Source organism: Lysinibacillus sp. NPDC059133, from assembly GCF_042755925.1.
Taxonomy (GTDB): Bacteria; Bacillota; Bacilli; order Bacillales_A; family Planococcaceae; genus Lysinibacillus.
In genome coordinates, this window is sequence record NZ_JBHZDH010000029.1 from 31,691 (window position 1) to 57,335 (window position 25,645).

Consider the following 25,645-nt stretch of genomic DNA (forward strand, 5'->3'; position numbering starts at 1 on the left):
AAACTTTTAAATATTAAAAATAAATAATATCAATTCGTTGTTTAAAATCATTAATTGACCGTTTTCGCTATTTATGTAAATTATCTTATAGACTATATTTTAACCCCGTCCTAAATATAGAACGGGGTTATGCTTGTTTTAGTTTTTTTAAAATCCGCCGGAGGCTTTAGACCAACAAATGTCTTTTGTGCGAAAGCGCAGCGACAGCAACAGCACGATGTTGGTCACTCAGGCGTTTTACAGGATGTAAAGTTCTTAGCCTGAGTTCCTCTATTTCAGCGGGTGTTTGGACACCCGCTGAAATAACTTTCGATTTTGTCTACCATCTAATCTACAATAAAATAACTCCTTATAATTGACGTTCTAATAGCCAACTATCATGTAACCATTTTTCTGTTAACCGACCACCTTTCCATTTAATGTCTTGCTCAAATGCCATAATATTTCCATCAAGACCGACGATGACCCATGCCCATGAATCATTCTCTGGTACATAGCATTTATATTTCATGCCTGTAAGCGTTAAAGCTTCTTTATTTACTTTAATATCTTCATCATGAGGGCGAATCCACTGATTTTCTAATTGACCAAATAACCCACTTTGAATTTTGTTCAGAAACACTTGAACAATTTCCTCTGTTCTTTTTTCAGATGGAAGCTGTTGATTGGAAGCAAAACGTTGATCCATCCATGTAATTCCTATGATTTTGTGACTTTCTTGTTCGACTGTAAAGGAATAATGCTCTCCCCCTAGCCCATTATTGTCTAAATTTTCTTTTTCATAACGGAAAACGAAAACATCTACATCATTCTGTTCACCACTACGAACTTCTTTGAAATGGTATCCTTCAGGAATATCTATCACCTCTAGAGCTTTATCTAGTGCAATTTGATATGTTTCTTCTTCATTTTTCAATTCATGTTGTTGCATTTTCTTCACCTCGTAATTAGATTTTTGATTAATAGCAAAAGTCACAACAATAACAGTAATGGCAGTAATGGCAGCAATGGCAACACTAGTAACTAAAATTCGAATACGTTTCAACCGTTTATTCCCCCCTTTCTAGTATCTTACTTTTTTAGGTTTAATGAAAAATGAGACAAACAGCCCTATTCCAATAAGTACAGCAAAAGTTTCAAATGTTAAAAAATAATTTCCTGTTTTCAAAAGACTCATAGCAATAATAGGAGCTAAAGTGGCACCGATGAACAAAATAAATGTGTAAAATGCTACAGCCATTCCACGGCTCTGTCCCCCTAACTGACCTACAACAGTAATCAGTGATGGTACCGTCATTGAAATTCCTGCGACAAAAACCACACTCATAATAACTAGAAAGGCCAAGTTCGAACTTATTCCAAGAATAGTAAGACCAATAACCGCAAGCAATAAACCGCTTCGTATTACATTGTAAATACCGAATTTCTCCACCAATTTTCCTGAAAATGGTGAGAGCAGCATTCCAAAAATCCCTACAGCTCGAACAGACAAAATTTGATTGTCATCTAAGTTGAAATTAGTAGTTAAATAATTTCCTAGTACTGTATACATTCCGACGAATGAGAGTAATAAAGTAACCGTTATGATATAACAATAAATTAAATATTTATTTGTAAAAATTGTTTTTAGTTGATGCATGGTGCTCATCAAATTTTCATTTTTATTAGTTCTCTCACCTTTTGGAATTAAAACAGCTACTAAAATCGCTGTTAAAAAATAGACTCCTCCAAGAATGTAAAATACACTTTGCCAGCCTAACCACTGACTTACTAAGCTACTAAACACCTGACCGATAATTCCAGCCATTAAAAAGCCAGAAGCAACAAATCCCGTAGCAGTTACTCTCCTTTCCTCTGGGAAAATATCTACAATGTAAGCCAATGCAACAGGCGCGAAAGTTGCTGCTAAGAACCCTTGCAATCCTCGGAGTACTATAAGAGAAGTTAAAGATTCTACAGTTCCCAATATCGGAGAAATAATTGTCAAACATATCAAACCTAATAAAATAATTTGCTTACGATCAAGTCGATCTGACAACTGACCGAAGATTAATAAGCCAATTGCATAACAAAGAGAAAATACACTACCAGTCCATGCTGCAGTAGCAGTAGTTTCATTGAAATTGTCAGCAAAAATCGATACTAATGGAATCGTTAAGTACAGGCTAGACACAACTACAAGACCACACCAAAATAAAATAAGTGTAATGAAGTTGTAATTATTTTTCCTACCATTGTCTTCAATAGTAGCGACCTTATTCATACAAAAAACCACCTTTATGATTTCATAAGTAATGTACATTACTAACATTGATTGTAACCTATTTACAATCAATGTCAATACCAAGTAACGCTAATTTGTAACCTTTCTACTTTTAATGTAAAATAGTTACGAACAGTATTGGAGGGATTCAAATGAGCGAAAAACATGAAATAGATCCTATGTTAGACTTTGATTTACTGAACAAATTAGTTGTTGGAATAGGAGAAGTTTCTAATATAACAGGAGTTCCTACTAGAAAAATTCGTTATTGGGAAGAAAAAGGTATTATTGATTCAGAAAATGAAGTGGAAGGTACTACTCGTAGATATAACTACTTAAATATCAAAAAAATTCTTTTAATTCAGGAGCTCATTGATGAAGGATTTACTCTCGATGCAGCCGCTAAAAAAGTTGAAAACCGCATGAAAAATATTAACGAAGTATTTTTAAAATTGGCAAATTCGTCGGCTGATAAAGAACAAGAAATCGAGTAATGTATTCTAATAATTTTCTAAGAATGAAAACAACATTAATGAAAAATCCCCATCGTGCTGATTTCACACAATAGGGATTTTTTTAGATTCTACTTAAACAACGTAATTTAAAATTTCTTTTATGTGTCTTTTTTGACAATCTCAAATAAGATTTTTAATCTTTCTAGACTTGTTTATACCGTAATCTGTTTGCATTTTTATATCCGCTAACCGTTCAATCACTGTTGTTGGACCGATTCAACAACCAATTCTAAGTCCAAGATTTTACTGGATAATTCATCTTTCACTACTTTCTTTGTCCGCCTGGAGAAATACTTAACTCAGAATTTTTCCCCGCTTTTACTAGAAAGCTACTAGCATAGTAAGGGAACCTTTGCTGTACTTCACGTGCTAGTACTAATACAGCATCTAAATCGATATTGGTCGTAATGCCCATTTCCTCAAAGCCATGGATAATATCCTCTGTCGCAATATTTCCAGTTGCTAACGGTACATATGGACATCCTCCAAGGCCTGCAATGGAGCTATCGAAATCTCGAATACCTGCTTCATAGCCTGCAACCGCATTGGCAAAAGCCATCCCTCTAGTATTATGAAGGTGGAGGGAAAAGTGGAAATGAGGGAATTTTTCACGTAATGTTTTGACAATTCCCTTTATTGCGTAAGGATTAGCCATACCTGTTGTATCGGCCAAAGATATATCAGTAATACCTATTTCGTCATATTTCTCACACAGCATAATATGTCGTTCAATTGGTACATGCCCTTCGTATGGGCAACCAAATGCCACCGAAATAGAACCCGATGCCTTAATGCCCGCTTCCCTACAACTTCGTGAAATTCCAGGAAAATCTTTCATAGCATCTAGTGTTCTCGCATTAGCATTGTGTAGGCTATGAGAATCTGTTGATGATAGCATTAGCTTTACCTTGTTTACGCCTGCTTCAATAGCACGCTCTAACCCTTTTAAGTTCGGAATTAGTGCTCGGAAAATAACATCTCTGTCACGACGCATCCTTTTTAACACTTCACTCGCATCACTAAGTTGTGGTACAGCGTTAGGATGAACGAAAGAAGTAACTTCAATTTGTTTAAAGCCACAGTCTATTAAACGATTGATAATATTTACTTTATCATTTGTAGGAATGTTCTCTTTAATTATTTGAAATCCATCACGAGGACTGACTTCTGTAATCATTACTGGATCCAACATATTTCGATCAACTCCTAAATAATTTCTTTATTTTTCAAACTCTCGATTTCCTCATCTGTTAAGCCGATAATTTGTTTTAAAATGTATTCATTATGTTCGCCTAAATCAGGTCCCACATTTACGATAGCTCCCGGTGTTTCAGAGAATTTCGGCACAATCCCCGGCATTTTAATTTTACCTAAACGCGGATGATCAACCTCTACAATGTTCTCACGTGCTTGATATTGCTCATTATTGAAAATATCTTCAATGCTGATGATTGGGCTAATCGGCACACCAAATTCATCGAGCTTCTTTTGTAGCTCATCACGGTGATATGATTTCACCCATTCCGCTACAATTCCATTTGTTAAATTAAAGTTTTCAAGACGAACTTTGTTTGTATAGAAGCGCTCGTCTACTAACATATCCTCTCGGTTCATCGCAGCAGCAAGGCGTTCAAATGTACGATCTGAACTTGTTACTAATACAACCCAATGTCCATCCTTGGTTTGAAAAGTACCTGCTGGACTCGAGTGTCCACTTAAGCCTGGCGATCGCTCTTTAACAACACCATTTTGGTCATAGTCAGCTACAAGGAATTCCATCATGCGGAACACTGATTCATATAAACCAATATCGACCATTTGTCCTTTTCCATCTTTAGCATCACGGTAGAATAGCGCTGTACTTGTTGCAAATGCAACATAAACACCTGTAATGTAGTCTACTAATGAGAAGGATGGACTAATTGGCGGACGATCTGTATAGCCATGTAAATATGTAAAGCCACTAAATGCCGTTGCGGGCGTACCAAAGCCTGCTTTATGTGCATATGGTCCTGTTTGTCCGTAGCCACTTACACGCACGAGAATAATATCTGGATTTGCTTCTTTTAATATCTCGTAGCTAAGTCCCCATTTTTCTAATGTACCTGGTCTAAAATTTTCAATGATAACATCTGACTTAGTAATCAGTTTTTTTAATATCATTTGCCCCTCTTCGCCATGTAGATCAAGTGTTAAGGATTTTTTATTACGCGCAAGCGCTGGCCAGCGAAGTGGTTCATCTCCTTTAAACGGCCCCATACTACGTAGTGAATCTCCTCTATTAGGCATTTCAATTTTAATGACCTCCGCGCCAAAATCAGCTAATAACGTTGCCCCATATGGCGCTGCAATCATTGTTGATAAATCTAAAATTCGTACTCCCTTTAATGGCCCCATCCTCATTGAAATCCCTCCTCCTGCTAATTGATAGCATCATTTTTAAGGTTATTGATACGTTTCATTGTTGGTTGCTCTTCTATGCTCGGTAAAGGAAATAATTCACAAATCGCTATACAAGACAGAATATTCAGATTATTTTCAGTAAAATAGTGTATTAAATCCCGGATGTTTAATGAACTGTTGAGTCATCAAGTATATTTAGCTAGATTTGCTCAATGATTGAAACCTTTGCTGCCATTTTGCGTGGACAGCAGGGTGTCCTTTACTTCACTGATTGCCTTCATCTAATTCAATTGCAACAGAAGTGACACCCATTAATAAATGCTGCTGTTAGTTTATTGATTTTTTTGTCGGATGCAATAAGTGTAAAATCACCACAATTAATGCTTCAAATTGTTGTACATTTTTTCATGCATCCCAATAATAAGTGTACCAATTGTATCTAATTAAAATTTTTCCCGCTATCGTATTTTCTTCTATTAATTGAAATAAACGATTCATCATTTTCTTTACAATGGAACGCATGATGTAGACTAATTTCTATTCAAAATAGCCTACATATTTAGATATCATCTTTGCACTTTCAATACATTTTACTTTCAACAAAGCTGCTTTTTCTTCAGATATTCGTTGCAGTGGTCCGGCAATCGTAAGGCCTGCAATAATTGTGCCATTGATCCCTAGAATCGGTGCGGCAATTGCATATGTACCAACAATACGTTCTCCTTGTGTAAATGCATAGCCATCTTTACGAATTTGCTGAAGATCATTTAGAACTTTTTTTATATCAATGTCTTCTTCTAGCTGAACTTCCTTTAGAATGCGCATTTGCTCTGATTCTTCTAAAAACGCTAATAACACTTTACCGGAGGCACCTAAGTGAGCGGGCTTTCGTTCACCAACCCGTACAAAATTCCGAACATCTAATGGTGAATCAATTTTTTCTATGCATACACGACTAATTCCATCGAGTATATTTAACTCTACTGTTTCTTGCGTTTCCAACATCACCTTACGCATTTCTGGTAAAGCAATATGACGGTAATCAAGATGATTTTGATAAATACTTCCTAATCTAAAAAATTGATAACCTAGTGAATATAAATGAGTCGCATCATTTTTGATGATATAACCATCCTGCTCAAGGGTATTTAAAATACGGAAAATTGTACTTTTAGGCATTTGTAATTTTTGTTGGATTTCTTTAATCGATAATTCCGGTTTATCTAATGAAAATAAAGATAAAATTTCCATCATTTTTTCAATTGCTTTTATCAATCTGTCACCTACTCTTATTGGAGAGTTTTATTTTGTAATACCTAAATAAGATACTTTTAGCATTTCGTCATTTAGAAGTTCTTGTGCAGTTCCACTCATTACTACTTCACCGTTTTCAATAACATAGCCACGATTAGCAAGTTGCAATGCCTGATTTATGTTTTGTTCAACTAACAAAATCGTAACACCATTCTTTTTAATTTCTGAAATAATATCAAAAACTTGTTTTGTTAATAAAGGTGATAATCCAATAGAAGGCTCATCCAAAATCAATAACTTAGGTTCAGCCATTAAAGCGCGACCAATTGCTAGCATTTGCTGTTGTCCACCACTCATTGTACCAGCAATTTGAGTTGTTCGTTCTTCTAAAATTGGAAACAACTCATAACAATATTCCAAATTCTTTTTTAAATTGGTACGTGCTTTCCTAGTATAAGCGCCCATTTCTAAATTTTCCAGCACTGTCATATCTGAGAATAGCTTTCGATCTTCTGGAACCTGTACTAAACCAGCTTTGACAATATATTCAGCTGATTTTTTATTAAGAATTTGATTATCAAAATGGATGACTCCCGACTTCACTGGGATCAAACCTGAAATGGCACGTAATGTTGTTGTCTTCCCCGCTCCATTTGTTCCTAAAATACTTACAATTTCACCCTGATGGATCTCAAAACTTAAATTACGTAAAATATTCAAATTGCCATATCCCGCGTTTAAATTTTCAACTTTAAGCATCAGTAACAACCTCCCCACCTAAATATGCTTCAACAACACGTGGATCTTTCGTTACTTCTTTTGGTGCACCCTCTGCAATTTTTTCTCCAAGGTGCATAACGACTACTCGATCTGATAATGCCATAACAGCTGACATTAAATGCTCAATAAAGAAAATCGTCACACCGCTATTACGAATATCTTTGATTAGGTCTATAAACTCATTTACTTCCGTTGGATTTAGCCCAGACATAACTTCATCTAGGAACAATATCTTAGGCTTTGTTGCTAATGCGCGAGCTACCTCAACCTTCTTTTGTTCAGCAAATGTTAAATCCTTCATGCGATCATATGCTTTATGTGCCATGCCCATATATTCAAGCTGCTGCACTGCAACTTCACTTGCTTCTTTGTATGTGCCCACCTTATTAAAGGCACCTACAATTACATTTTCTAGTAAAGTTAAGTTACCGAATGGTTGTACAATTTGGAACGTCCGTGCAATACCTCGCTCACACATATACTCCGGTTTTAAACCATGAATAGACTCAACATTTAATAATATTATTCCCTTTGTAGGTGTATGGTAGCCACAAATAGAATGGAAAAGCGTAGTTTTACCAGCGCCATTGGGACCTATTAAACCAAGGATTTCGCCTTCATTTAGTTGCAAACTAACATTATTGACGGCTACTAAGCCTGAGAACCTTTTTTCAACATTTTCAAGCTTTAGCAATGTCATTCACTTTCCCCTCCTTCTTTAATTTTCGTAAACGTATTTTTTCTTGGAACCAACCAACTAAACCTTCTGGTAGATATAAAATTACTAATACTAAAATTAAACCGTATACCATCAAATGAACCCCAGCAAAGCCACCAAAAAAGTGAGATGTTAATTCACCAAGCGGTACGATAATTAATGCACCCATGAATGGTCCTAATATAGTTCCCATCCCTCCTAAAATGGCTGGTAGAATAATAGATACGGATACATCGTTTCCAAATGTTGTTGGTGGGTCTATGTACAATAGATATTGCGCATAGAATGTACCGCCCACTGACGTAAGTGCACCACTAATTGCTATTGCCAACATTTTATTTTTAAAGGTATTTACCCCCAGTGATTGGGCTGCATCTTCGTTTTCACGAATGGCAATCAAATTGAAGCCTAAACGTGATTTACCGATGAAATAAGTTAAGAGTGTTACGAAAATCGTTAAAACTAAAATCACGTAGTAATACGTCATACGAGATTCAAATTGGAACATAAGCGGATTACTCCCGATTGGTAATAAGATCCCCATAGTTTTATTGAAGAAATCCATATTTTGTACGGTGATTCGTAAAATTTCAGCAAATGCAAGTGTCCCTAACGAGAAATATGCGCCACGTAGCTTATACCGAAACGATAGGAAGCCAATTAATAAAGCAATTAATATTGCCACAATTGCACCTATAACCATTCCAATCCAAGGCGAAATATTATACTTTATTAGTAAAATTGCCGATGCGTATGCACCTGTTCCAAAGAATATGGCATGACCGAATGAAAATTGCCCTGCATAGCCACTTAAAATATTCCATGCCTGACTCACTAAAGCATAGTACAAAATCAAAATTCCCAAATGAATGAAGTATTGGTTGTCAGTAAAAAGTGGAAAAAGAGCAATACCCATAACGGCAATCGAGTATAAAATATATGGTTTTTTCATCGCACTTTACCTCCAAACAGACCATTCGGCTTCAGTAATAGAATGAGAATAAAGATTAGGTATGTCATTAAATCCTTTAAACTACCCGGTAATAATACGCCACCTAATGCCTCACTGACTCCTATTAAAATTCCACCTATTAAAGCGCCTAAGAAATTACCTAATCCCCCTAACACCACAACTACGAAAGCTTTTAATATAAAGCTAGCTCCTACTGTCGGTGATGTGTAGAAGAATGGTGTAATTAATGTACCCGCAACCCCCGCTAATGCTGCACCAATACCAAAAGCAATATAATTTATGCGCTTAATATTAACCCCAACAAGTGATGCACCCTGGCCGTTAATTGACGTTGCACGAATTGCACGCCCAATAAATGTCTTTTTTAAGAAAAAGAAAAGACCGACTGCTAAAAATGCTGTGCAAATAAAGGCAATGAACTTTGTCGTATGAATATTTAAATTAAAAAGAGAAATTGTTGCAGGTAGTCCATCAACAGTTACACTTCGGAAATCAGGCTTAAATATAACTAACGCTAAGTTTTCAATAAATAATGAAATCCCGAGCGTAACTAATAACTGATTGTGGTCTGGAGCATCTGCCATACGTTGAAGTACACCACGTTGTAATCCAGCCCCAATAAAAAATAATGCAATCGCGCTTAATGGTAATGATAGATATGGATTTAATCCCATTAAATCAAAGCACCAATATGTTACATACATTCCAACCATCATCAAAGCGCCTTGTGCAAAGTTGATGATTTTCATAACGCCGAAAATCAGCGTTAAACCTATTGCTACAAGCCCGTAAATCCCTCCCATTAAAATGCCATCAATCAATGATTGAAAAAACAAGTCTGCACTCATGCTACATTCCCCCCTTTTGTTCAATTCATCCCTAAATAAAAGGGCGAACGCTTTTCTCGAGTTGTTGTTTACAAGCGTACGCCATATCGAACACTGGTTACTATTTACTTGGATATACTGGTTTAACTTCTAAGTACTCAGCTGGTCCAACTACCTTTGTTGCGCCATCAATAATTTGGTTTAATACTGCTTTTGCATTTATATTTTGACCCTTGTTATCAAACTGAATTGCTTCTTGAGGCAAAATATGATCTTCTAAGTTTGTTTCTGTTAATGCTTTTCGGATTGCTTCTCGATCTGTTGATCCCGCACGTTCAATAGCATCAAGTAATACTGTTGTCGCCATAAAAGAGTACGCTGCGTTTGGTCCCATTTCACGACCATATGCTTCTTTATATTTTGCTTTTACATCCTTTGCTAGATCACTATGTGGATTAATTGTATAATTAACATCCATTAATAAATTGTTAATAGATTGATAGTCCGTGATAAATTTCGCATTACTAAATGCACCGTTAGCTACCCCAATAATTGCACGAGGTGTGTAGCTAGAATTTTGAATACCTTCTACCAACATGACGCCATCACGAAGATAAGTTGTTGTCAAAACGATATCTGGTTTACTTGCAGAAATTTTATTGATTGTCGATGATAAATCAGCTGTTGAAGAAGCGTGTGGTAAAACCTCTAAAATTTCTAAACCATAGTTTGCAGCGTTGTCCTTGATGACCTTTGCAATACTAGTTCCGAATACACTATCTTCATGTACGATGACAGCAGTAGATAGCTTTTCTGTTGCATTTTCATTTAAATCTTTAAAGTACTCTAAAAAATCTTTGGAAAATGAACTTGCTGCTGGTTGTAAACGGAAAGTATACTTGAAACCACGTTCTGTTATTTCATCCGCTGCACCAATATCTACGATAAATGGCAAGCGTGAACGCTCTGCTTCTTGAGTGGCTGGTAACGCTACACCACTTGAGTAAGCACCAACAATGCCTACTACACCTGCACGATCAAGTTTTTGTACTTCCGAAACCCCTTTTTCTGGTGAACCTTCATGATCTGCCTCTATTAATTCAATTGTTTTATTCCCCAATGATTGGATACCGCCTGCATCGTTTTTTTCTTTAATTGCTAATTTCACTGCATCTTTCATTTCTTGCCCCTCCAGTGCTAAGCCTCCGCTCAATGGATGAAGTGAACCAATTTTAATCGATTCTCCTTTACTACTATCACCTGATGTTGAAGCGTCACTGTTACAAGCTACTAAAACAATAGTTAAGAAACTTAGCATGAACACAGCTAACCACTTTTTCATATAACACTACTCCTCTCATTTTTAAAAGATTTATATTGATCGATGCACAAATTTACCTCTTCCATTTTCTTTGGTAGTCTTACCATTAACTACAATAATTTCTCCTCTACTTACTGTAAAAGCTGGCCAACCAACTAACTCCCATCCGTCATATAATGAAAAGTCGCAATTTTCAGAAATATCTTTCGCCACCAATACTTTTTTCGTATGAAGATCGACAATCGCAAAATCAGCATCCGCCCCAATTTCAATACGTCCCTTCGAAGGAAGATTGTAAGATTCCGCTATTGATAATGACATAATATCAGCAATACGCTCTAACGGAATATCTCGTTTAACATAACCCTCTGTTAGCATTAATGGTAATAAACCACCTGTACTTGGGAAGCCAAATAACGTCTCCCACGTATCACCAGATTCACCTAGTTTTTTTTCTAAACTACTCGGCACATGATCAGTCCCAATAGCATTAATAAGCCCTTTTCGAATACCATCCCATAGTTTTTCACCGTCACCTCGTTTATGAATTGGCGGTCCTACTTTCGCTTTAATGCCTACTTCATGCTCATCGTGAAGTAATAAATAGTGTGGGCAAGTTTCTACCTTGACATTGCCCTCGGTTAGCCACTTTGACTGTTCCAGCACCTCAACACTATCACCCGAAGTTAAGTGCACAATATATAGATTCCCATCATAAACTTTGTTCAAATAAAGTGAACTGAGTAAAGATTCTGCTTCTGCATACCCAGGGCTTGTCTTGCTCCATGTTGATAGCCCTTCATTTTCACCACCCGCTTGAAGTTGTGTTGTTAATTTACGATTTATATCCATGTTTTCGCAATGTATAGCCAATAATAGCTTCGGTGATACTTCATTGAACTTCGCCAAAATACGACCTAAATCATAGGCTGATAAATCTATACCATCTGTAATGTTGAACTTATCGTTTAACTGACGCTCATAATTGCGGAAGAATTTAAAGGATGTAATGCCTTCCCTGTCTACTAGTTCTTCTAATTCATCTAAGTGCTGTTCTTTCAAAATACCCAAACTATATGTGAAATCAATGTACGTCCATTTTCCGACGTCTTTTTTCACGTTTGGAAACCACTCTAAATAACTTACTGGCTGACGGTCAAAGTTAACGACCGTTGTAATACCAGAAATAGCGTGTTGCTTCGTGTCTAAAAAATCTTCTTCTATTGAATTGTAAATTCCTAAGTGTTGATGGGCGTCGATAACTCCTGGAAAAATATGAAGCCCTGTTGCATCTATGACCTCTAATGCTTCTGTAACTTCTTTGGAATCTAGAATGGCAACAATTTTTTCATCTTTCACACCGATATTCGCTTTTCTCACACCAACGCGTGGAAAGACAACTTCACCGTTTTTAATTAATAAATCAAACATTACTTCACCCCTTTCGTCACTTTTTAAACGCTTTTCATATAAGACTCGATATATGTTGATGGCACAACATCACAATATTTCATCCATAAGTCCAGTAAAGCTGCTTTATGTGAAATTTCAATTCGATCAAATACAGCATCTTCTACAATTGCAACATTGAAGTTATACGTCACTGCATCAACCGCAGTTGTACGAACACACCCACTAGTTGAACCCCCTACAATAATTAATGTATCAATTTGCAATTTAACTAAGTAGCTAATAATAGGTGTGCCAAAGAAAGCACTTGCATAGCTTTTATCCACCACGATATCACGATCAGTTGGCTTTAAGCACTCAACGATTTCCGATGCAGGATTACCATCTAAATATTTTGTTTGGTCTCTCTTCGCCTTTGTCGAAAATGAATCAAATTGAATCGTTTTCTTCTGTACATTACGTGTATATAACACAGGAATTCCCTGAGAATCTGCTAGCGCTTTTAATTGCTCAATTTTACGAATTCCCTTCCACGCAACATCGCCGCCTCCACTTGGCCATTTATCTAATTGATCTTCAATCGGTACGTCGGCACCAATGTAATTGTGTTGTGCATCAATGATGATAAGAATAGGCTTTTTTCCTAATCCGCGACTTTGTCCATAGCCCCCTTTTTTAATAACAATCTTATCAATCTCTGTTAATGCAGACTCCCAAATTCTTGTCATAATATTGCCCTCCTTTTCTCTTCAGTTAATGACTCCACAATATGTAGCCCAGCAATGCGCCCGAATCCTAATGCTGTAAGCAATCCATTGCCCGACAAATAACCAAAAGCATGATTGCCTGAAATACCGACAGCACTGCCTCCAACAGCATAAACATTTGGAATTACACATCCATTTGTATCCAGGACCTGTGCATGTTGATTAATGAGTAACCCTCCTTGTGTATGAAATAATGCTGGAATGACTTTAATTGCATAAAATGGTGCTTCAAGATTTTCATCAAAAACTTTGCGCCCAAAAGCATCTGCTTGTCCATCTTGTTGATGTCGATAATTCATAAATGTAAACGATAGTCGTTCGACATCAACTTGAATTTCCTGTGCTAAAGCTTCAACAGTTTCAGCTGTTTTATACGCTTCCATCTCCGCTAATTGCTTATAATCTTCAATGGGTAAAAGGTTCCTATGAATGCGCTCATCATAAATAATGTAGCCGTATTGTTCCGGTTGCTTTAATACTTCACATGTAAACTCTGAATAGCCCTGTGTTTCATTAGCAAATCGTTCACCTAATCTATTAATATAAAATCCCCCCATCATGATCGTACCCCAGGTTACAAGAAGACCCGTATTTTCATTGATCCCCGCATGACCTTGATAAGCAGTTAAACTCTTAGTAGCAGCACCTGCGGCAATCCCTGCTTCCATTCCTTCTCCTGTGTTCGCCTCATAGCCAAAATATGCTGCAACAGCAATTTCTGGGATATGCTGCTTTACAAGCTCTTTATTACCACCAAAACCATTTGTAGCAATGACAACTTTTTTTCCTTTAATGTATTGAGTGCCTTCTGATGAGGACACTTCAATGCCTATCACATGGCCGTTATCATCTTGAATGAGTTTCTCCAAAGATGATTGAAGGAGCAGATAAATATTTTCAAGTCTATTAACATTTCTCTTAAGCTTCTTCATTAACTCTAATCCTGAACGGCTTGGTGGCGCGTGCATGCGCAGTGCACTGTGACCAGGATATTTAAATTCCAAAACGACAGACATTTCGATTTGCAAAGAGTCATTTATCCATTCCACCATCTCCCCTGATACTGTTGCTAAAGCCCTCACCAGAGCTGGATCACTTTCATTATGGTTTTTCATCAAAATATCTGCTGTCATTTTTTCAACAGAATCATCAATGCCTAATTGACGTTGAAACTCCGTACTACAAGCCGGAATCATGCCAGCACTTGCCGCAGTATTGCCAAGTAAATGCTTTGTTTTTTCAAATAATGCTATTTCTAACCCCGCTTGTGCACATGTTAGTGCAGCGATCAAACCGCCTCCACCTCCACCCGCGATGATTACATCTACTTCTGAATCCCATTCCATGGAAACTCACTCCCTATCATTCGAACTTTCTCTAAATAAAAAATTTAATGCTTAATTGCTGCACACCCCCCTCATTAAAAACTACACGTAAATGCCATTCAGCTTTCTGAATAACCTATTTATCTAAAAATTCAGTAATTTTATCACCTGTTTGCGCCCTCAATATATTTGTTTGCTATATTGAATCCATCATACATAGCCAATTTTACGTTCCACATTGTGAAACGCGTTTATTTTTTCTTATTTCCACCATAATTCCTCCTTAAACTTTTTTCAAGCTTTTTTATTTTTTCTACTTCACACACTATTTCACTACAAAAATCACCTTTTCCTGTTTATCTGAATTTTTTAAAAATTCATTGACAAACATCTATTGTTGCATTTAAATTCTATTTAGGAAACCAAAATAGGAAACGCGTTTCATATAGTGGAACGATGAATAGGAGGTACTTTTTTTGAAACAAACAATTATTGAGAAAATTGTATCGCTTCACGCAAATAAAGTAGTCTTTGCTAGCGAACTCACAGTTGTAAATGTGGATTTTTTAATGGCATCAGATACAACTGCACCCTTAGCCATCAATGCATTCAAAAATATGGGGGGAGTTCAAATATTCGATGCCTCTAAAATGGCATTAGTAATTGATCATGCTTCACCTGCACCAAATCAACGTATTGCTTCACTGCATGATATGATGCGTGAATTCGCCAATGAGCATAATGTTAAACTTTACGATGTAGGAGACGGAATTTGCCATCAATTGATGATTGAAAATGAACATGCCAAGCCTGGTCAATTAATTCTTGGTGCCGATTCTCATACTTGTACATATGGGGCGATCGGAGCATTTTCTACAGGGGTAGGTTCAACGGACTTAGCCGGAGCAATGTTAACAGGTCAAACTTGGATTAAAGTACCGGAAACCATTCTTATTAACATCAATGGGTCGTTACAACCTGGCGTATCAGCAAAGGATATCGTACTGTATGTTGTTGGGATCGTGGGAATACAAGGGGCGACATATGATGCCATTGAGTATGCTGGCTCCACAATTGTCGGTTTATCATTAGATAGCAGAATGACAATTGCGAGTATGTCAATTGAGATGGGCGCAAAGGCTGGTTTTATTCATACAACTGGGTTACAGCTACCCTATGCTTTTGAACACGTTTTGCCTGATGAAAATGCAACATACAAGTGTGTAATTGACATTGATGCAAGCCAAATTACAAGTCAAGTTGCTGTACCACATTCTCCTGATAATGTTAAATCAATCGATGAAATTGAAGAAATCGAAATTAACCAAGCATTTATCGGAAGCTGTACAAATGGCCGTTTAGAAGACTTACAAGCGGCTGCTAATATATTAAAAGGCAAGCATATTCATCCAAGCGTACGTCTAATTATTGCCCCAGCCTCACGTAAAGTTTTTTTAGATGCTGTAAAAGATGGCACAGTAGAAATTCTAACAAATGCCGGTGCCACATTCTTGCCATCAGGATGCGGCCCATGTGTAGGCACGCATTTAGGAGTTCCGGGAAATAATGAAGTTATTGTTTCATCAACAAATCGTAATTTTCAAGGGCGGATGGGCAATCGTGAGTCAAATATATACCTTGGATCCCCTGCATTTGTAGCAACAGCTGCATTGCATGGCAAAATTAAAAATCCGCAACTAATATACGAGGGGTGAACACCATGAAAATTATTGGAAAATCCCATGTTTATGGCGATAATATCGATACAGATCGTATTATTCCAGGGAAATATACAAAAACATTAAATTTACAATCACTAGCTGATCATGTACTGGAAGATTTAGATCCAGAGTTCAGTAAAAAAGTAGCAGAGGGTGATATTGTTGTTGCAGGAGAAAACTTTGGTTGTGGTTCATCACGCGAGCAAGCACCACTTGCATTAAAAAAGGCTGGTGTTTCATTGATCATTGCAAAATCCTTTGCCCGTATTTTCTTTAGAAATGCCATAAACATTGGCTTACCCATCATCGAACTGAAAGATTATCATATTCAGCCAGGTGACATCGTTGAGGCAGATCTAATTTCAGGCATTGTTACAGTAAATGGACAATCTTATACAGGGACAAAGATGCCCGAAGTAATGGTTGATATTTTGAATAATAATGGCTTAGTAAATTATTTAGCTAAGCATAAAACATATAAGTTATGACGGAGCATTTCCCCTGCCCTTGAAGCATAAACAAAACTCGCTGCAGACAATATTGCTGATGGTGAAAAGTCGTATTATAAAAGTTAATGTACAGATTGCTACAACAGTTATGATCTTCATTTCAATCAAATTAAAATGATAAAGGCTATTTAATAGTAACTGGATGTTTTAACTGATTCCAGCATAAAAACAAAGCCTCTCTTTTGAACAAAGCTAAATCAAAAGAAAGGCTTTTTATTATCTTGTGTTTCACCCCTAGAATTTACAACCGCTTCAAAACACATTCGTATAATATTTTTAGTCCAATTTCCAATTCTTCATAGCTTGCATAGGCATATGACAATCGAATATGCTGGGTATCTTGCGGGTCATAAATATAGCCAGGATTAATGAGAACTTGTCGATGCAATAGCTTAGTAAATAACTCTTTATCAACGATTGGCTCATGAAACTTTAGCCAAATATAAAAACCCCCTTTCGGCTTTTCCCAACTGGCGATTCCCGTAAAGTTCTCCTGTAATATACCCTCAACAAAATTGGCTCTCAGTAATAATTCTTTCCGCAAACTCTTAATATGCTTCTCATACTTACCAGATTGCAACCAATGCAGTACAATTTCCTGTGAAATGGCGCTTGAACCGTAATCTGTTTGCATTTTTATATCCGCCAACCGCTCAATGACGGTTGTTGGACCGATTAACCAACCAATTCTAAGCCCAGGACTTAATGTTTTCGAAACACTCCCAATGTAAAGGACTTGCCCGCTTTCATCCATTGATTTTATTGGGGGTGTTGCCGCTTCAAAGAGCAATTCATGATAGACGTCATCCTCAATGATGGGAATGCGAGACGCTTTACAAGCTTCGTAAAGCTGCTTTTTTTCAAGCGTAGTCCACACCCCACCAGTCGGATTATTTAACGTAGGGACAGCATAAAATACAGCCTGCCTTTTTCTTTTTCGTTGAGCCAATGTTTGTACAAGCTGTTCATCTCGATGGATAGACAGCATTTGCATGCCTACAGACTGGAATGGATGGACTGAATTTAAATAAGATGTTTGTTCCTGGAATACGATAGAACCTTGCTCAAGTAGCCCAACAGCAATGAGCTGCAATGCCTGAAGTGCACCAGATACAATACATACATTTTGAGGCTTTGCATGGATCCCTCTTTTTTCCACATATTCGCAAATCGCCTCTCTGAGTCCGTCACTACCCTGCGGTGATGAATAGCCTAAAGCTTTCGGTTGCAAAGAAAGCTCTTTTAATGACGCTTCAATTTCAGCAGTGGGCAATAAAGTTGGTGCTAGCTCCCCGGTACCTAATCGAATGATATCATCGCGTTGCTCGTATTCATTGATTAATTGAATGGTATGATAATTTGGCTTATGAAGGCTTGTATCAATATAGGTTTGCCAATTTGGCTGTGTTTGTGTAATTAATGAATACCAGGAATTTGGAGCTACATAAATACCTGAGCCTACCTTCGATTCCAATATTCCTGCTGCTTTTAACTCTTCTAACGCCAGCTGAACTGTACTCCGATTTACCCCGAACTGCAAAGCAAGCTGTCTTTGTGTCGGTAGCTTTGTTCCTGCCACCCAATCTCCCCGTTCTATATGCTCAGTAATCCAAGTCACAATTTGTTGCTGTAATGTCATTTCACCTTGTCTATTTGGCTGCCAGTTCATTTGTATCACCCCAAACATATCAATTATGCCTCGGCATAATTGCGTCCGGAATCGGCTTTGTGCTTAGGCCTGCACGACGCAGGTCAGTTAGCCGTTATCGCATGGATGCGATGATTTTAGGCTAACATCCTCTTGAACTCCTTTCCGATTCCGTGACATCCGCCGGAAGCTTTAACTTCTTTCAGCGGGTGTTTATGTACCCGCTGAAAGAAGTTAACATTGGATGGATAAAAAACCATCCAATTGGTCGTTTTCTTTTAGTTATAACACATCTAGAATAGTTAGTGAAAGGAGGGAATAACATTGGAAGCATTTCTTCATGGAATGATTTTAGCATTTGGACTTATTTTACCTTTAGGCGTACAAAATGTCTTTGTCTTTTCTCAAGGTGCAACACAGCCACATCTAGTTCGTGCCTTACCTGCAGGCATAACAGCTGCAATTTGTGATACGCTTCTAATCCTACTTGCGGTATTTGGTTTATCTATAATCGTGTTGCAATTTGAGTGGTTACGGATCGCCTTAATGAGTGTCGGTATACTTTTCCTTCTTTATATGGGCTATTCAATTTGGCGTTCAAATCCGGCAACTGCCGATAATAACGAAGCACTACCTGTAAAAAAACAAATTTTATTCGCACTGTCTGTCTCTCTCTTAAATCCACATGCCATTCTAGACACAATAGGCGTTATTGGAACGAGTGCTTTAAAATATAGTGGCACAGAGCAAATATTGTTCACTGCTGCATGTGTTTTGATTTCTTGGTTGTGGTTTTTCGGCCTTATCATTGCTGGAGCATCCTTGAAAAGACTTGATAGCTCTGGAAAGCTTATGAATATTTTTAATAAATGCTCAGCGATTTTTATTTGGGCAACCGCTCTCTATCTTCTTAGTGGTTTAGTGTAATCTATTTACATAAAAAACGCTCAGAATACTGGTTTATTAAAAGACAAGAGTTAAAGTAATGCACTTAATATTCCAGGATCCTATATACAATGTGCAACATTATAATATGCTATTTTTAAGCTGACCTAATTTTGATATTAGTTCAGCTTTTAGTTGTGTTTGTTGAATAAATGATTTTCCTTATTAAAGTTCGTACCACTTAGTTAAGAAATCGAAGTAACAGTGTCTATTTTTAGAATATTCCATTTATAATCACTTGATTTTATAGGATAATGTATATCGGTATTGGTGTAATTTGTTAGATTACGAAAGTTTGGTGAAGTTAATTGTTTAATAATTTAGGTATGTCTTTATTATGGATGTTGCTTGCTTATTCAGTCGCAACATTAGTAGTATTTATACATATGTTAATCGCCAATAAATTTTATGGTGTTCAAAATGCGAAACAGGCAGGAACCACTTTTTTAAAATCACCAGTTTATGTTAAATCTAGGCCCTATCAGGTTCTTTACAATGTTTTAATATTTCCAATTTTTCTATGGCTATATAGTAAAGGGCTTGATACGGACAATGTAAAAGAATTTATGCTTAATACCGTTATCCAATGGACAACACTTTCAATAATAATTGACTATATGGTGTATCAATAGGGTCAAGACATTCTAAGATGTGCTTCTCTTGAATTTTTTCGTCAAACCAATCTCTACATTCAATGTAAAACATAAATTCCTCGAACTCGATTTGCAAATCCAATTTTTCATTTATATAGAACGGTGTAATCCTTATGTAATCCGTGGTTGAATCAGAACTAATAATCTCATCAAATATACCATTTAACCCTGAAATCGTCGGGAAATGCCTATACCTTCCGTTATAGTAGTGTTATTATAAATAATCTCGTTAATCTTTTCTTCTTGCTTTAGCATTTTCTTCGCATCCTTTATTACATATTCCGTAAATATTAACCCATTCCTTCTTGAAATAAACTGCCCTGTTAGCATAAAAAGCGACTGTTTATCTTAAACGATCGTACCCTTTGGTTGAATAAGGGATATTTTTTTAGATTATTTCCAAAATCTCTTTTGCGATTTCATCAAGTTCTTCTGCGAGTTCATTATGTGTAGGTGTTTCAGTTCAGTATTAATATAATCTTTTAAGTATAGGGTGATTCAAAATAACCTTTCAAATAATACTTTGTATAAGCTGTTCCTAAACCAGCATACGTATCTTTTACTCATTTTTCTTTCGCTTCTTTAGATTTGAACTCTCTGCCATCATTAGCAAGCGCTATTAAATATTCCTTTAATCGTTCCTTTTCTGTCTTTTCTTCAAAAGCGGAAACCTCCTATTTCGCATTTTTATCGTTTATCCCTCAAAATACGTAATATGATTATAAAATTTGCAAAAGAAAATATTGATTAGATTAATGCCACCTTCATTTTTACTACTATACATATTATAGATTATAGAAAGGAGGGATATTTTATGGAATACTGCGGAGAATTTCGCGAAGAGCGTCGCGAACGAAACCCATTCGCTTTAATCGTTGTACTGTTCATTCTTCTAATTATTGTCGGTGCTAGTTTCATGAATAGTTCGTATTAACAAAAACATCTGTTGATAGCTATGATGGTCAATAAATAATAATAGCTAGGCACCTCCCTTCTGATTTTTTGGTTTAGGGTCACTTTCCACCGAGTGGCCCTTTTTATAGTTTCTTTCCTCATATACATATTTAGTTCACACCTCACTTACTGCACATTTTTTTCAGATATTCACTCAATATAGTGATGTAATTTAATATTGCCCTTTGATATATCTGCTCCGTTAGCCATCCATGAAGCGCAAAAATCAGCTCTTCACCACAGTAAATGAAAGTTGATTAAGTTCTTTCATGGGAGTTGAATAACGGATAAAAAAATTTACAGATACTATACTTTTATTAAATATACTCAAACTATATCTTTAAACACAAATAAAAACTGAACTAATATCAAAATTAGTTCAGCTTAAAAATAGCATATTATTATGTTGCACATTGTTTATAGGATCCTGAAATATTAAGTGCATTACTTTAACTCTTGACTTTTAATGAAATACTGGTACCTGTGCTTTTTTTCTGGCGACTCCTGAGCAGTTTCGGGGCTTACCTGATCACTTTTTTGTCTACCCGAGCAGTTTCCGGGCTTACCTGATCACTTCTTCTGTCGACCCGATCAGTTCCCGGGCTTACCTGATCACTTCTTCTGTCGACCCGATCAGTTCCCGGGTATACCTGAGCATTAAAGATTTTACAGCTTAAAATAAACAGAAATTTTTTCATCAAACACTTCTGTCTCTATATATCGTTCACCATGATCGTCACTCATATAATGAATATCATTTAACAACACATTTGCCTTTAGTAACGCTTCATGCTGCTGGATAATAGTTGTTGCCTTGGCACTTCCAGCAATCGAAATCGATACATACTGCTCAACAGGAAGTTGCCATTTTTTACGTGTATCTTGAATTGTGCGAATTAGTTCCCTAATTTGCCCTTCCTCAAGTAAGCTAGTTGTCAGCTGAACATTCAAAAGGACTCGACAAGAAGCTTCTTCGACTAAGATGTACTGGTCCTTTACAACGGATTCAGTTAACACGTGCGCTTTTAACAATGTTAGCTGTTCCCCATCAATCGTTAACGCAACTGAACCTGTTTGTTGTAATAAATTTTTCTCCTCATCATTTAAATTCACTACGTAATCTTTTACTCTGTTCACTTTTGCTCCAAATGCTGCACCTGCTGTTTTAAAATTAAGTTTATAATGAACCGTTTCATATGCAGAGAAATCATTTGTCCAAAGGCATTCTTTTATGTTTAATTCATCTTTCACAAGCTCGCTATATGGTTGATAATCTGTTAGTTCACTGTCAACAGAGACAATCATTTCACTTAAAGGTTGCTTAACTTTGATACCTTGACTATTACGGATGCTGCGACCTAGCTCTACAATTGTTAAAATATTTGCCATCTCTTTTTCAAGCTTTGTATTAACAAGCGTTTCATTGAATGTTGGGTAGTTTTGCAAATGAACGCTTTTTCCGCATAATTGTCGATATAAATCATCTGCGATAAATGGCGTGAAAGGTGCTAGTAATTGACAAATTGTCGTTAGTAGCTCATACAGTGTACTGTAGGCACCTCGTTTATCTTCTGACAATCCGTTAGCCCAAAATCTTGCTCGTGAGCGACGGATATACCAGTTACTTAGCTCCTCCACAAGCTTACCGATTTCACGTGTTGCTTGTGTAAATTGATAATCGTCCATAGATTTAGTCACAAGCTGAATTGTATGATGTAATCGAGACAATATCCAATGATCTAGTTTTGTGCGAGTGCCAGTCTTGTTAGCATCGTACTGGAAATCATCTATTTCTGCATATAGTTGATAAAATTTGAATGTATTATCTAGTGTATCGACTAGTTTTGATTTCGCGTCCATCACTATTTTTTTTGAAAAACGTTTAGGATTCCATGGTGAACTGTCGACTAAAAATGCCCATCGCAACGCATCCGCTCCGTACTGCTCTATCAGTTCAACTGGCTCTAATGCATTTCCTTTGCTTTTCGACATTTTCTGCCCATGCTCATCTAAAACATGCCCTAAGGAAAGGACATTTTTGTAAGGTGCCTTTCCTGTGAATAAAGTCGAAACTGCTAATAAACTATAGAAAAAGCCTCGTGTCTGGTCGATGCCTTCGATGACAATATCAGCTGGGAATTGATTGTTAAACGTATCAAGATTTTCAAAAGGATAATGTTGCTGAGCAAATGGCATTGAACCACTATCAAACCATACATCAATGACTTCAGGTGTACGATCCATATCGCCATTACATGTTGGACAAGTACACATAACCTCATCAATATAAGGCTTGTGAAGTTCGATGTCAGATAAAGTACCCTTTGCTAACTTTTTTAAGGCAACAATACTATTTGGTGCCTCTTCGTGACCACAATCCTTACAAACCCACACATTGAGCGGTGTACCCCAATAGCGATTACGGCTAATATTCCAGTCCACTAGGTTTTCTAAGAAATTACCAAATCTACCGTGTTTAATATGATCAGGATACCAAGTTACTTGTTCATTATTTTGTAAAAGCTTATCTTTCAATGCAGACATGTTGATAAACCAACTGTCAGTCGCATAATAAAGCAATGGTGAATCGCAGCGCCAGCAATGAGGATAGCTATGCTCATATTTTTCCTTATCAAACAATAGCTCATCTTTAGCGAGCATTTTAATAATGTCGACATCGCAATCTTTCACAAATTTACCGACAAGCTTTGGAACCTCTTCTGTATAACAGCCTTTCAAATCAACAACATTGACAAACGATAGCCCATTTTGCTGAACCGTTTTATAATCGTCCTCCCCATAGGCAGGCGCGATATGAACAATTCCAGTTCCACTATGCTCAGTGACGTAATCCGCTAGCACAACAACATGGCCCTTATCAACTGTGATATAAGAAAATGGAGGAATATATGATACACCTTCAAATTCATGCCCATTATGCTCACTTAATATTTCAACGGGTTCAGTAAAAACCTTTTCCACTAATGATTTTGCCAAGATATATACTTTATCGTGCTGCTTCACTCGAACATACACGAGCTTAGGATTCATTGCCAAGGCAACATTGGCAGGTAATGTCCATGGAGTCGTTGTCCAGCCAAGAAAATACTCATCTTTGTCCTTCAGCTTAAACATTGCCGTTACAGATAAATCTTTGACATCCTTATAGCCCTGCGCAACCTCATGGGAACTTAATGATGTTTGACAACTAGGGCAATAGGGCGAAACGCGGTGCCCCTTATACAAAAGCTGTTCCTTGTGCACATGGCTTAAAATATTCCAAACGGACTCAATGTAATCATTGCTTAGTGTTAAATAGGGGTCATCCATGTCAATCCAATAGCCTAGCTGCTCTGTAAAGGTGCGCCATTTCTTCTCATAAGTAAAGACACTTCCCTTACACTCTTGAATAAATTGTTCAACACCATATTTCTCAATTTCTTGCTTGCCAGAAATACCTAGCTTTTTTTCTACGCCCAACTCTACAGGCAAGCCATGTGTATCCCAGCCTGCTTTACGTTCAACTAAATAGCCTTGCATTGTTTTATAACGAGCCACGACATCTTTAATCGTTCTGCCAAATGCGTGACCTACGTGTGGTAATCCATTTGCTGTTGGCGGTCCTTCATAAAATACAAAAGGCTGCTGTCCAATACGATTTGTCACGGATGTTGCAAACGTGCCTTCTTTCTCCCACAATGCTCGAATCCGTGTTTCTCGTTCAACCGTTGTTTCCTTTTTTTGTTCTGCTTGCATATTAGTTCCTCCTATACAATTAATTTTGTATAAAAGGCATACAAAAACCCCGTCCCAAGTAAGGGACGGGGTTAACCGCGAATACCACCCTAATTCTATTGAAACATCGTTCAATAGCACTCAGCAACGTACAATCATACGTGTTCTTTTTAACGGTAGACACCCGAATTAGCTTACTATGTTCAGCCAATCTTCTCAGAGAGGATCTTCATGTAACACTTGCACACCGACTTCCACCAATATGTCGGCTCTCTGTAGAACAAAATGAAACACTACTCTTTCTCATCAACGAATTTGTATGCTTTTATTGTCACTCATCTTAACAAACTAATTTTCGTCTGTCAATAATTACAAAATACTAATATTTTGTTAATTCCCGTTCAGACTGGGCGCTTTCCTGTAAGCGGTGAGTCTACATTCTATTCAACGCTTATACATGGCATTCATTTTAATAAAATATTACCCCAACTTTTGGGGATGAACCAATTTCCCTATAATTCATCGAGACATGCTTCGATGCTTTTATGAAGAGCTGTGAACTTAGGCTTCCCATTTGTTTTAATATAAAAGCTTTTCACAAAGGATTTACAGTTAAAAAGTAAAATTCTGTGATGCTGTACATCAAGCTGTTCTTTTTTCACTTTTAAAGTAGCAGGTAATTCTTGCAGTAATTTAATGATCTCTTGCTCCTCTAAACCATGCTCAAGCATTGTGAAAATAGGTACTAAAATCCGTTCATCCTCATTCTGACTACTCCCACAGCTAAAGCAGTGGGGTTCTTATATACTTAAGAGAAGCGTTACAAAGTTCTCCACAGATGGTGTTGCCATGTCCTGTGTACAACATCTTTGATTTATCTTCTGTTCCATAAGACTTTCTTATTTACACAACCGATGTTGTGTT

General features: G+C 36.9%; 21 protein-coding genes, 1 pseudogene and 1 other annotated feature. Of the genes and pseudogenes, 6 read left to right on the forward strand and 16 right to left on the reverse strand.

The genetic code is table 11. The annotated features are described in order from the left end of the window. Positions 1-349: 349 nt before the first annotated feature. Both ACFXN8_RS15635 and ACFXN8_RS15640 read right to left on the reverse strand, forming a co-directional pair. Complete coding sequence (locus ACFXN8_RS15635; protein ID WP_386846342.1) at positions 350-1,045, reverse strand: hypothetical protein; 696 nt, start codon at positions 1,043-1,045, stop codon at positions 350-352. An 18-nt stretch (positions 1,046-1,063) separates the two neighbouring features. Beyond that, positions 1,064-2,263 (reverse strand): MFS transporter, encoded by a 1,200-nt coding sequence (locus ACFXN8_RS15640; RefSeq protein ID WP_376070547.1) that lies wholly within the window; start codon positions 2,261-2,263, stop codon positions 1,064-1,066. Positions 2,264-2,415: 152 nt separating this feature from the next. Between ACFXN8_RS15640 and ACFXN8_RS15645 the strand changes: the two genes are divergently transcribed. Continuing rightward, positions 2,416-2,757, forward strand: coding sequence for a MerR family transcriptional regulator (locus ACFXN8_RS15645; RefSeq protein ID WP_376070550.1), 342 nt, complete (start codon positions 2,416-2,418; stop codon positions 2,755-2,757). A gap of 286 nt (positions 2,758-3,043) precedes the next feature. On the opposite strand, the gene ACFXN8_RS15650 is transcribed toward ACFXN8_RS15645, so the two are convergent. The 11 genes from ACFXN8_RS15650 to ACFXN8_RS15700 all read right to left on the reverse strand — a co-directional run bounded on the left by ACFXN8_RS15650 (position 3,044) and on the right by ACFXN8_RS15700 (position 14,577). Next, entirely contained in the window at positions 3,044-3,970 is a 927-nt protein-coding gene (locus tag ACFXN8_RS15650) for a hydroxymethylglutaryl-CoA lyase (RefSeq protein ID WP_386846344.1), read from the reverse strand. Between the two features lie 14 nt (positions 3,971-3,984). Next, the gene (locus ACFXN8_RS15655) at positions 3,985-5,181 is read right to left on the reverse strand and encodes a CaiB/BaiF CoA transferase family protein (protein WP_386846346.1); all 1,197 of its coding nucleotides are present in this window, start codon (positions 5,179-5,181) and stop codon (positions 3,985-3,987) included. A 537-nt stretch (positions 5,182-5,718) separates the two neighbouring features. Continuing rightward, the gene (locus ACFXN8_RS15660; RefSeq protein WP_386846348.1) at positions 5,719-6,456 is read right to left on the reverse strand and encodes an IclR family transcriptional regulator; all 738 of its coding nucleotides are present in this window, start codon (positions 6,454-6,456) and stop codon (positions 5,719-5,721) included. 27 nt (positions 6,457-6,483) lie between these two features. Further along, positions 6,484-7,194: an ABC transporter ATP-binding protein gene (locus ACFXN8_RS15665; protein WP_386846350.1), complete on the reverse strand. Its 711-nt coding sequence runs from the start codon at positions 7,192-7,194 to the stop codon at positions 6,484-6,486. Next, positions 7,187-7,915 carry an ABC transporter ATP-binding protein gene (locus ACFXN8_RS15670; RefSeq protein ID WP_386846352.1) on the reverse strand — a complete coding sequence of 243 codons (729 nt, stop codon included), beginning with the start codon at positions 7,913-7,915 and terminating at the stop codon, positions 7,187-7,189. Before ACFXN8_RS15670 ends, ACFXN8_RS15665 begins: the two co-directional genes overlap by 8 nt. Then, a complete protein-coding gene (locus tag ACFXN8_RS15675) occupies positions 7,896-8,885 on the reverse strand; it encodes a branched-chain amino acid ABC transporter permease (RefSeq protein ID WP_386846354.1) in 990 nt (329 codons plus the stop codon). The genes ACFXN8_RS15670 and ACFXN8_RS15675 overlap by 20 nt, the downstream gene beginning before the upstream one ends. Next, positions 8,882-9,754 (reverse strand): branched-chain amino acid ABC transporter permease, encoded by an 873-nt coding sequence (locus tag ACFXN8_RS15680; protein ID WP_386846356.1) that lies wholly within the window; start codon positions 9,752-9,754, stop codon positions 8,882-8,884. The genes ACFXN8_RS15675 and ACFXN8_RS15680 overlap by 4 nt, the downstream gene beginning before the upstream one ends. Before the next feature lie 100 nt (positions 9,755-9,854). After that, positions 9,855-11,075, reverse strand: coding sequence for an ABC transporter substrate-binding protein (locus ACFXN8_RS15685; protein WP_386846358.1), 1,221 nt, complete (start codon positions 11,073-11,075; stop codon positions 9,855-9,857). A gap of 30 nt (positions 11,076-11,105) precedes the next feature. Next, a complete protein-coding gene (locus tag ACFXN8_RS15690; protein WP_386846360.1) occupies positions 11,106-12,485 on the reverse strand; it encodes a dihydroorotase in 1,380 nt (459 codons plus the stop codon). 23 nt (positions 12,486-12,508) lie between these two features. Next, positions 12,509-13,192, reverse strand: coding sequence for an isochorismatase family protein (locus ACFXN8_RS15695; RefSeq protein ID WP_386846362.1), 684 nt, complete (start codon positions 13,190-13,192; stop codon positions 12,509-12,511). Continuing rightward, entirely contained in the window at positions 13,189-14,577 is a 1,389-nt protein-coding gene (locus ACFXN8_RS15700; protein ID WP_386846364.1) for an FAD-dependent oxidoreductase, read from the reverse strand. The genes ACFXN8_RS15695 and ACFXN8_RS15700 overlap by 4 nt, the downstream gene beginning before the upstream one ends. A 455-nt stretch (positions 14,578-15,032) precedes the next feature. Here ACFXN8_RS15700 and ACFXN8_RS15705 point away from each other — a divergent pair, with 455 nt between their 5' ends. After that, positions 15,033-16,271: a 3-isopropylmalate dehydratase large subunit gene (locus ACFXN8_RS15705; protein ID WP_386846366.1), complete on the forward strand. Its 1,239-nt coding sequence runs from the start codon at positions 15,033-15,035 to the stop codon at positions 16,269-16,271. Positions 16,272-16,276: 5 nt separating this feature from the next. Then, the gene (locus ACFXN8_RS15710) at positions 16,277-16,765 is read left to right on the forward strand and encodes a 3-isopropylmalate dehydratase small subunit (protein ID WP_386846368.1); all 489 of its coding nucleotides are present in this window, start codon (positions 16,277-16,279) and stop codon (positions 16,763-16,765) included. A gap of 262 nt (positions 16,766-17,027) precedes the next feature. Here ACFXN8_RS15710 and ACFXN8_RS15715 read toward each other — a convergent pair whose 3' ends face one another. Continuing rightward, on the reverse strand, positions 17,028-18,455 hold the full coding sequence (locus tag ACFXN8_RS15715; protein ID WP_386846370.1) for an aminotransferase-like domain-containing protein: 1,428 nt from the start codon (positions 18,453-18,455) through the stop codon (positions 17,028-17,030). Positions 18,456-18,758: 303 nt separating this feature from the next. Here ACFXN8_RS15715 and ACFXN8_RS15720 point away from each other — a divergent pair, with 303 nt between their 5' ends. The 3 genes from ACFXN8_RS15720 to ACFXN8_RS15730 all read left to right on the forward strand — a co-directional run bounded on the left by ACFXN8_RS15720 (position 18,759) and on the right by ACFXN8_RS15730 (position 20,966). After that, entirely contained in the window at positions 18,759-19,361 is a 603-nt protein-coding gene (locus ACFXN8_RS15720) for a LysE/ArgO family amino acid transporter (RefSeq protein WP_386846372.1), read from the forward strand. A 326-nt stretch (positions 19,362-19,687) separates the two neighbouring features. Continuing rightward, positions 19,688-20,011, forward strand: a complete 324-nt coding sequence (locus tag ACFXN8_RS15725) for a hypothetical protein (protein WP_386846374.1) — start codon at positions 19,688-19,690, stop codon at positions 20,009-20,011. Positions 20,012-20,846: 835 nt separating this feature from the next. Then, positions 20,847-20,966 (forward strand): YjcZ family sporulation protein, encoded by a 120-nt coding sequence (locus tag ACFXN8_RS15730; RefSeq protein WP_376070593.1) that lies wholly within the window; start codon positions 20,847-20,849, stop codon positions 20,964-20,966. Between the two features lie 686 nt (positions 20,967-21,652). Here ACFXN8_RS15730 and ileS read toward each other — a convergent pair. Then, positions 21,653-24,742: an isoleucine--tRNA ligase gene (ileS, locus tag ACFXN8_RS15735; RefSeq protein ID WP_386846377.1), complete on the reverse strand. Its 3,090-nt coding sequence runs from the start codon at positions 24,740-24,742 to the stop codon at positions 21,653-21,655. Between the two features lie 58 nt (positions 24,743-24,800). Beyond that, positions 24,801-25,040: a binding site (T-box leader), on the reverse strand. Positions 25,041-25,233: 193 nt separating this feature from the next. Further along, positions 25,234-25,479: pseudogene (locus ACFXN8_RS15740) on the reverse strand (DUF2785 domain-containing protein); the annotation flags it as partial. Positions 25,480-25,645 lie beyond the last annotated feature (166 nt).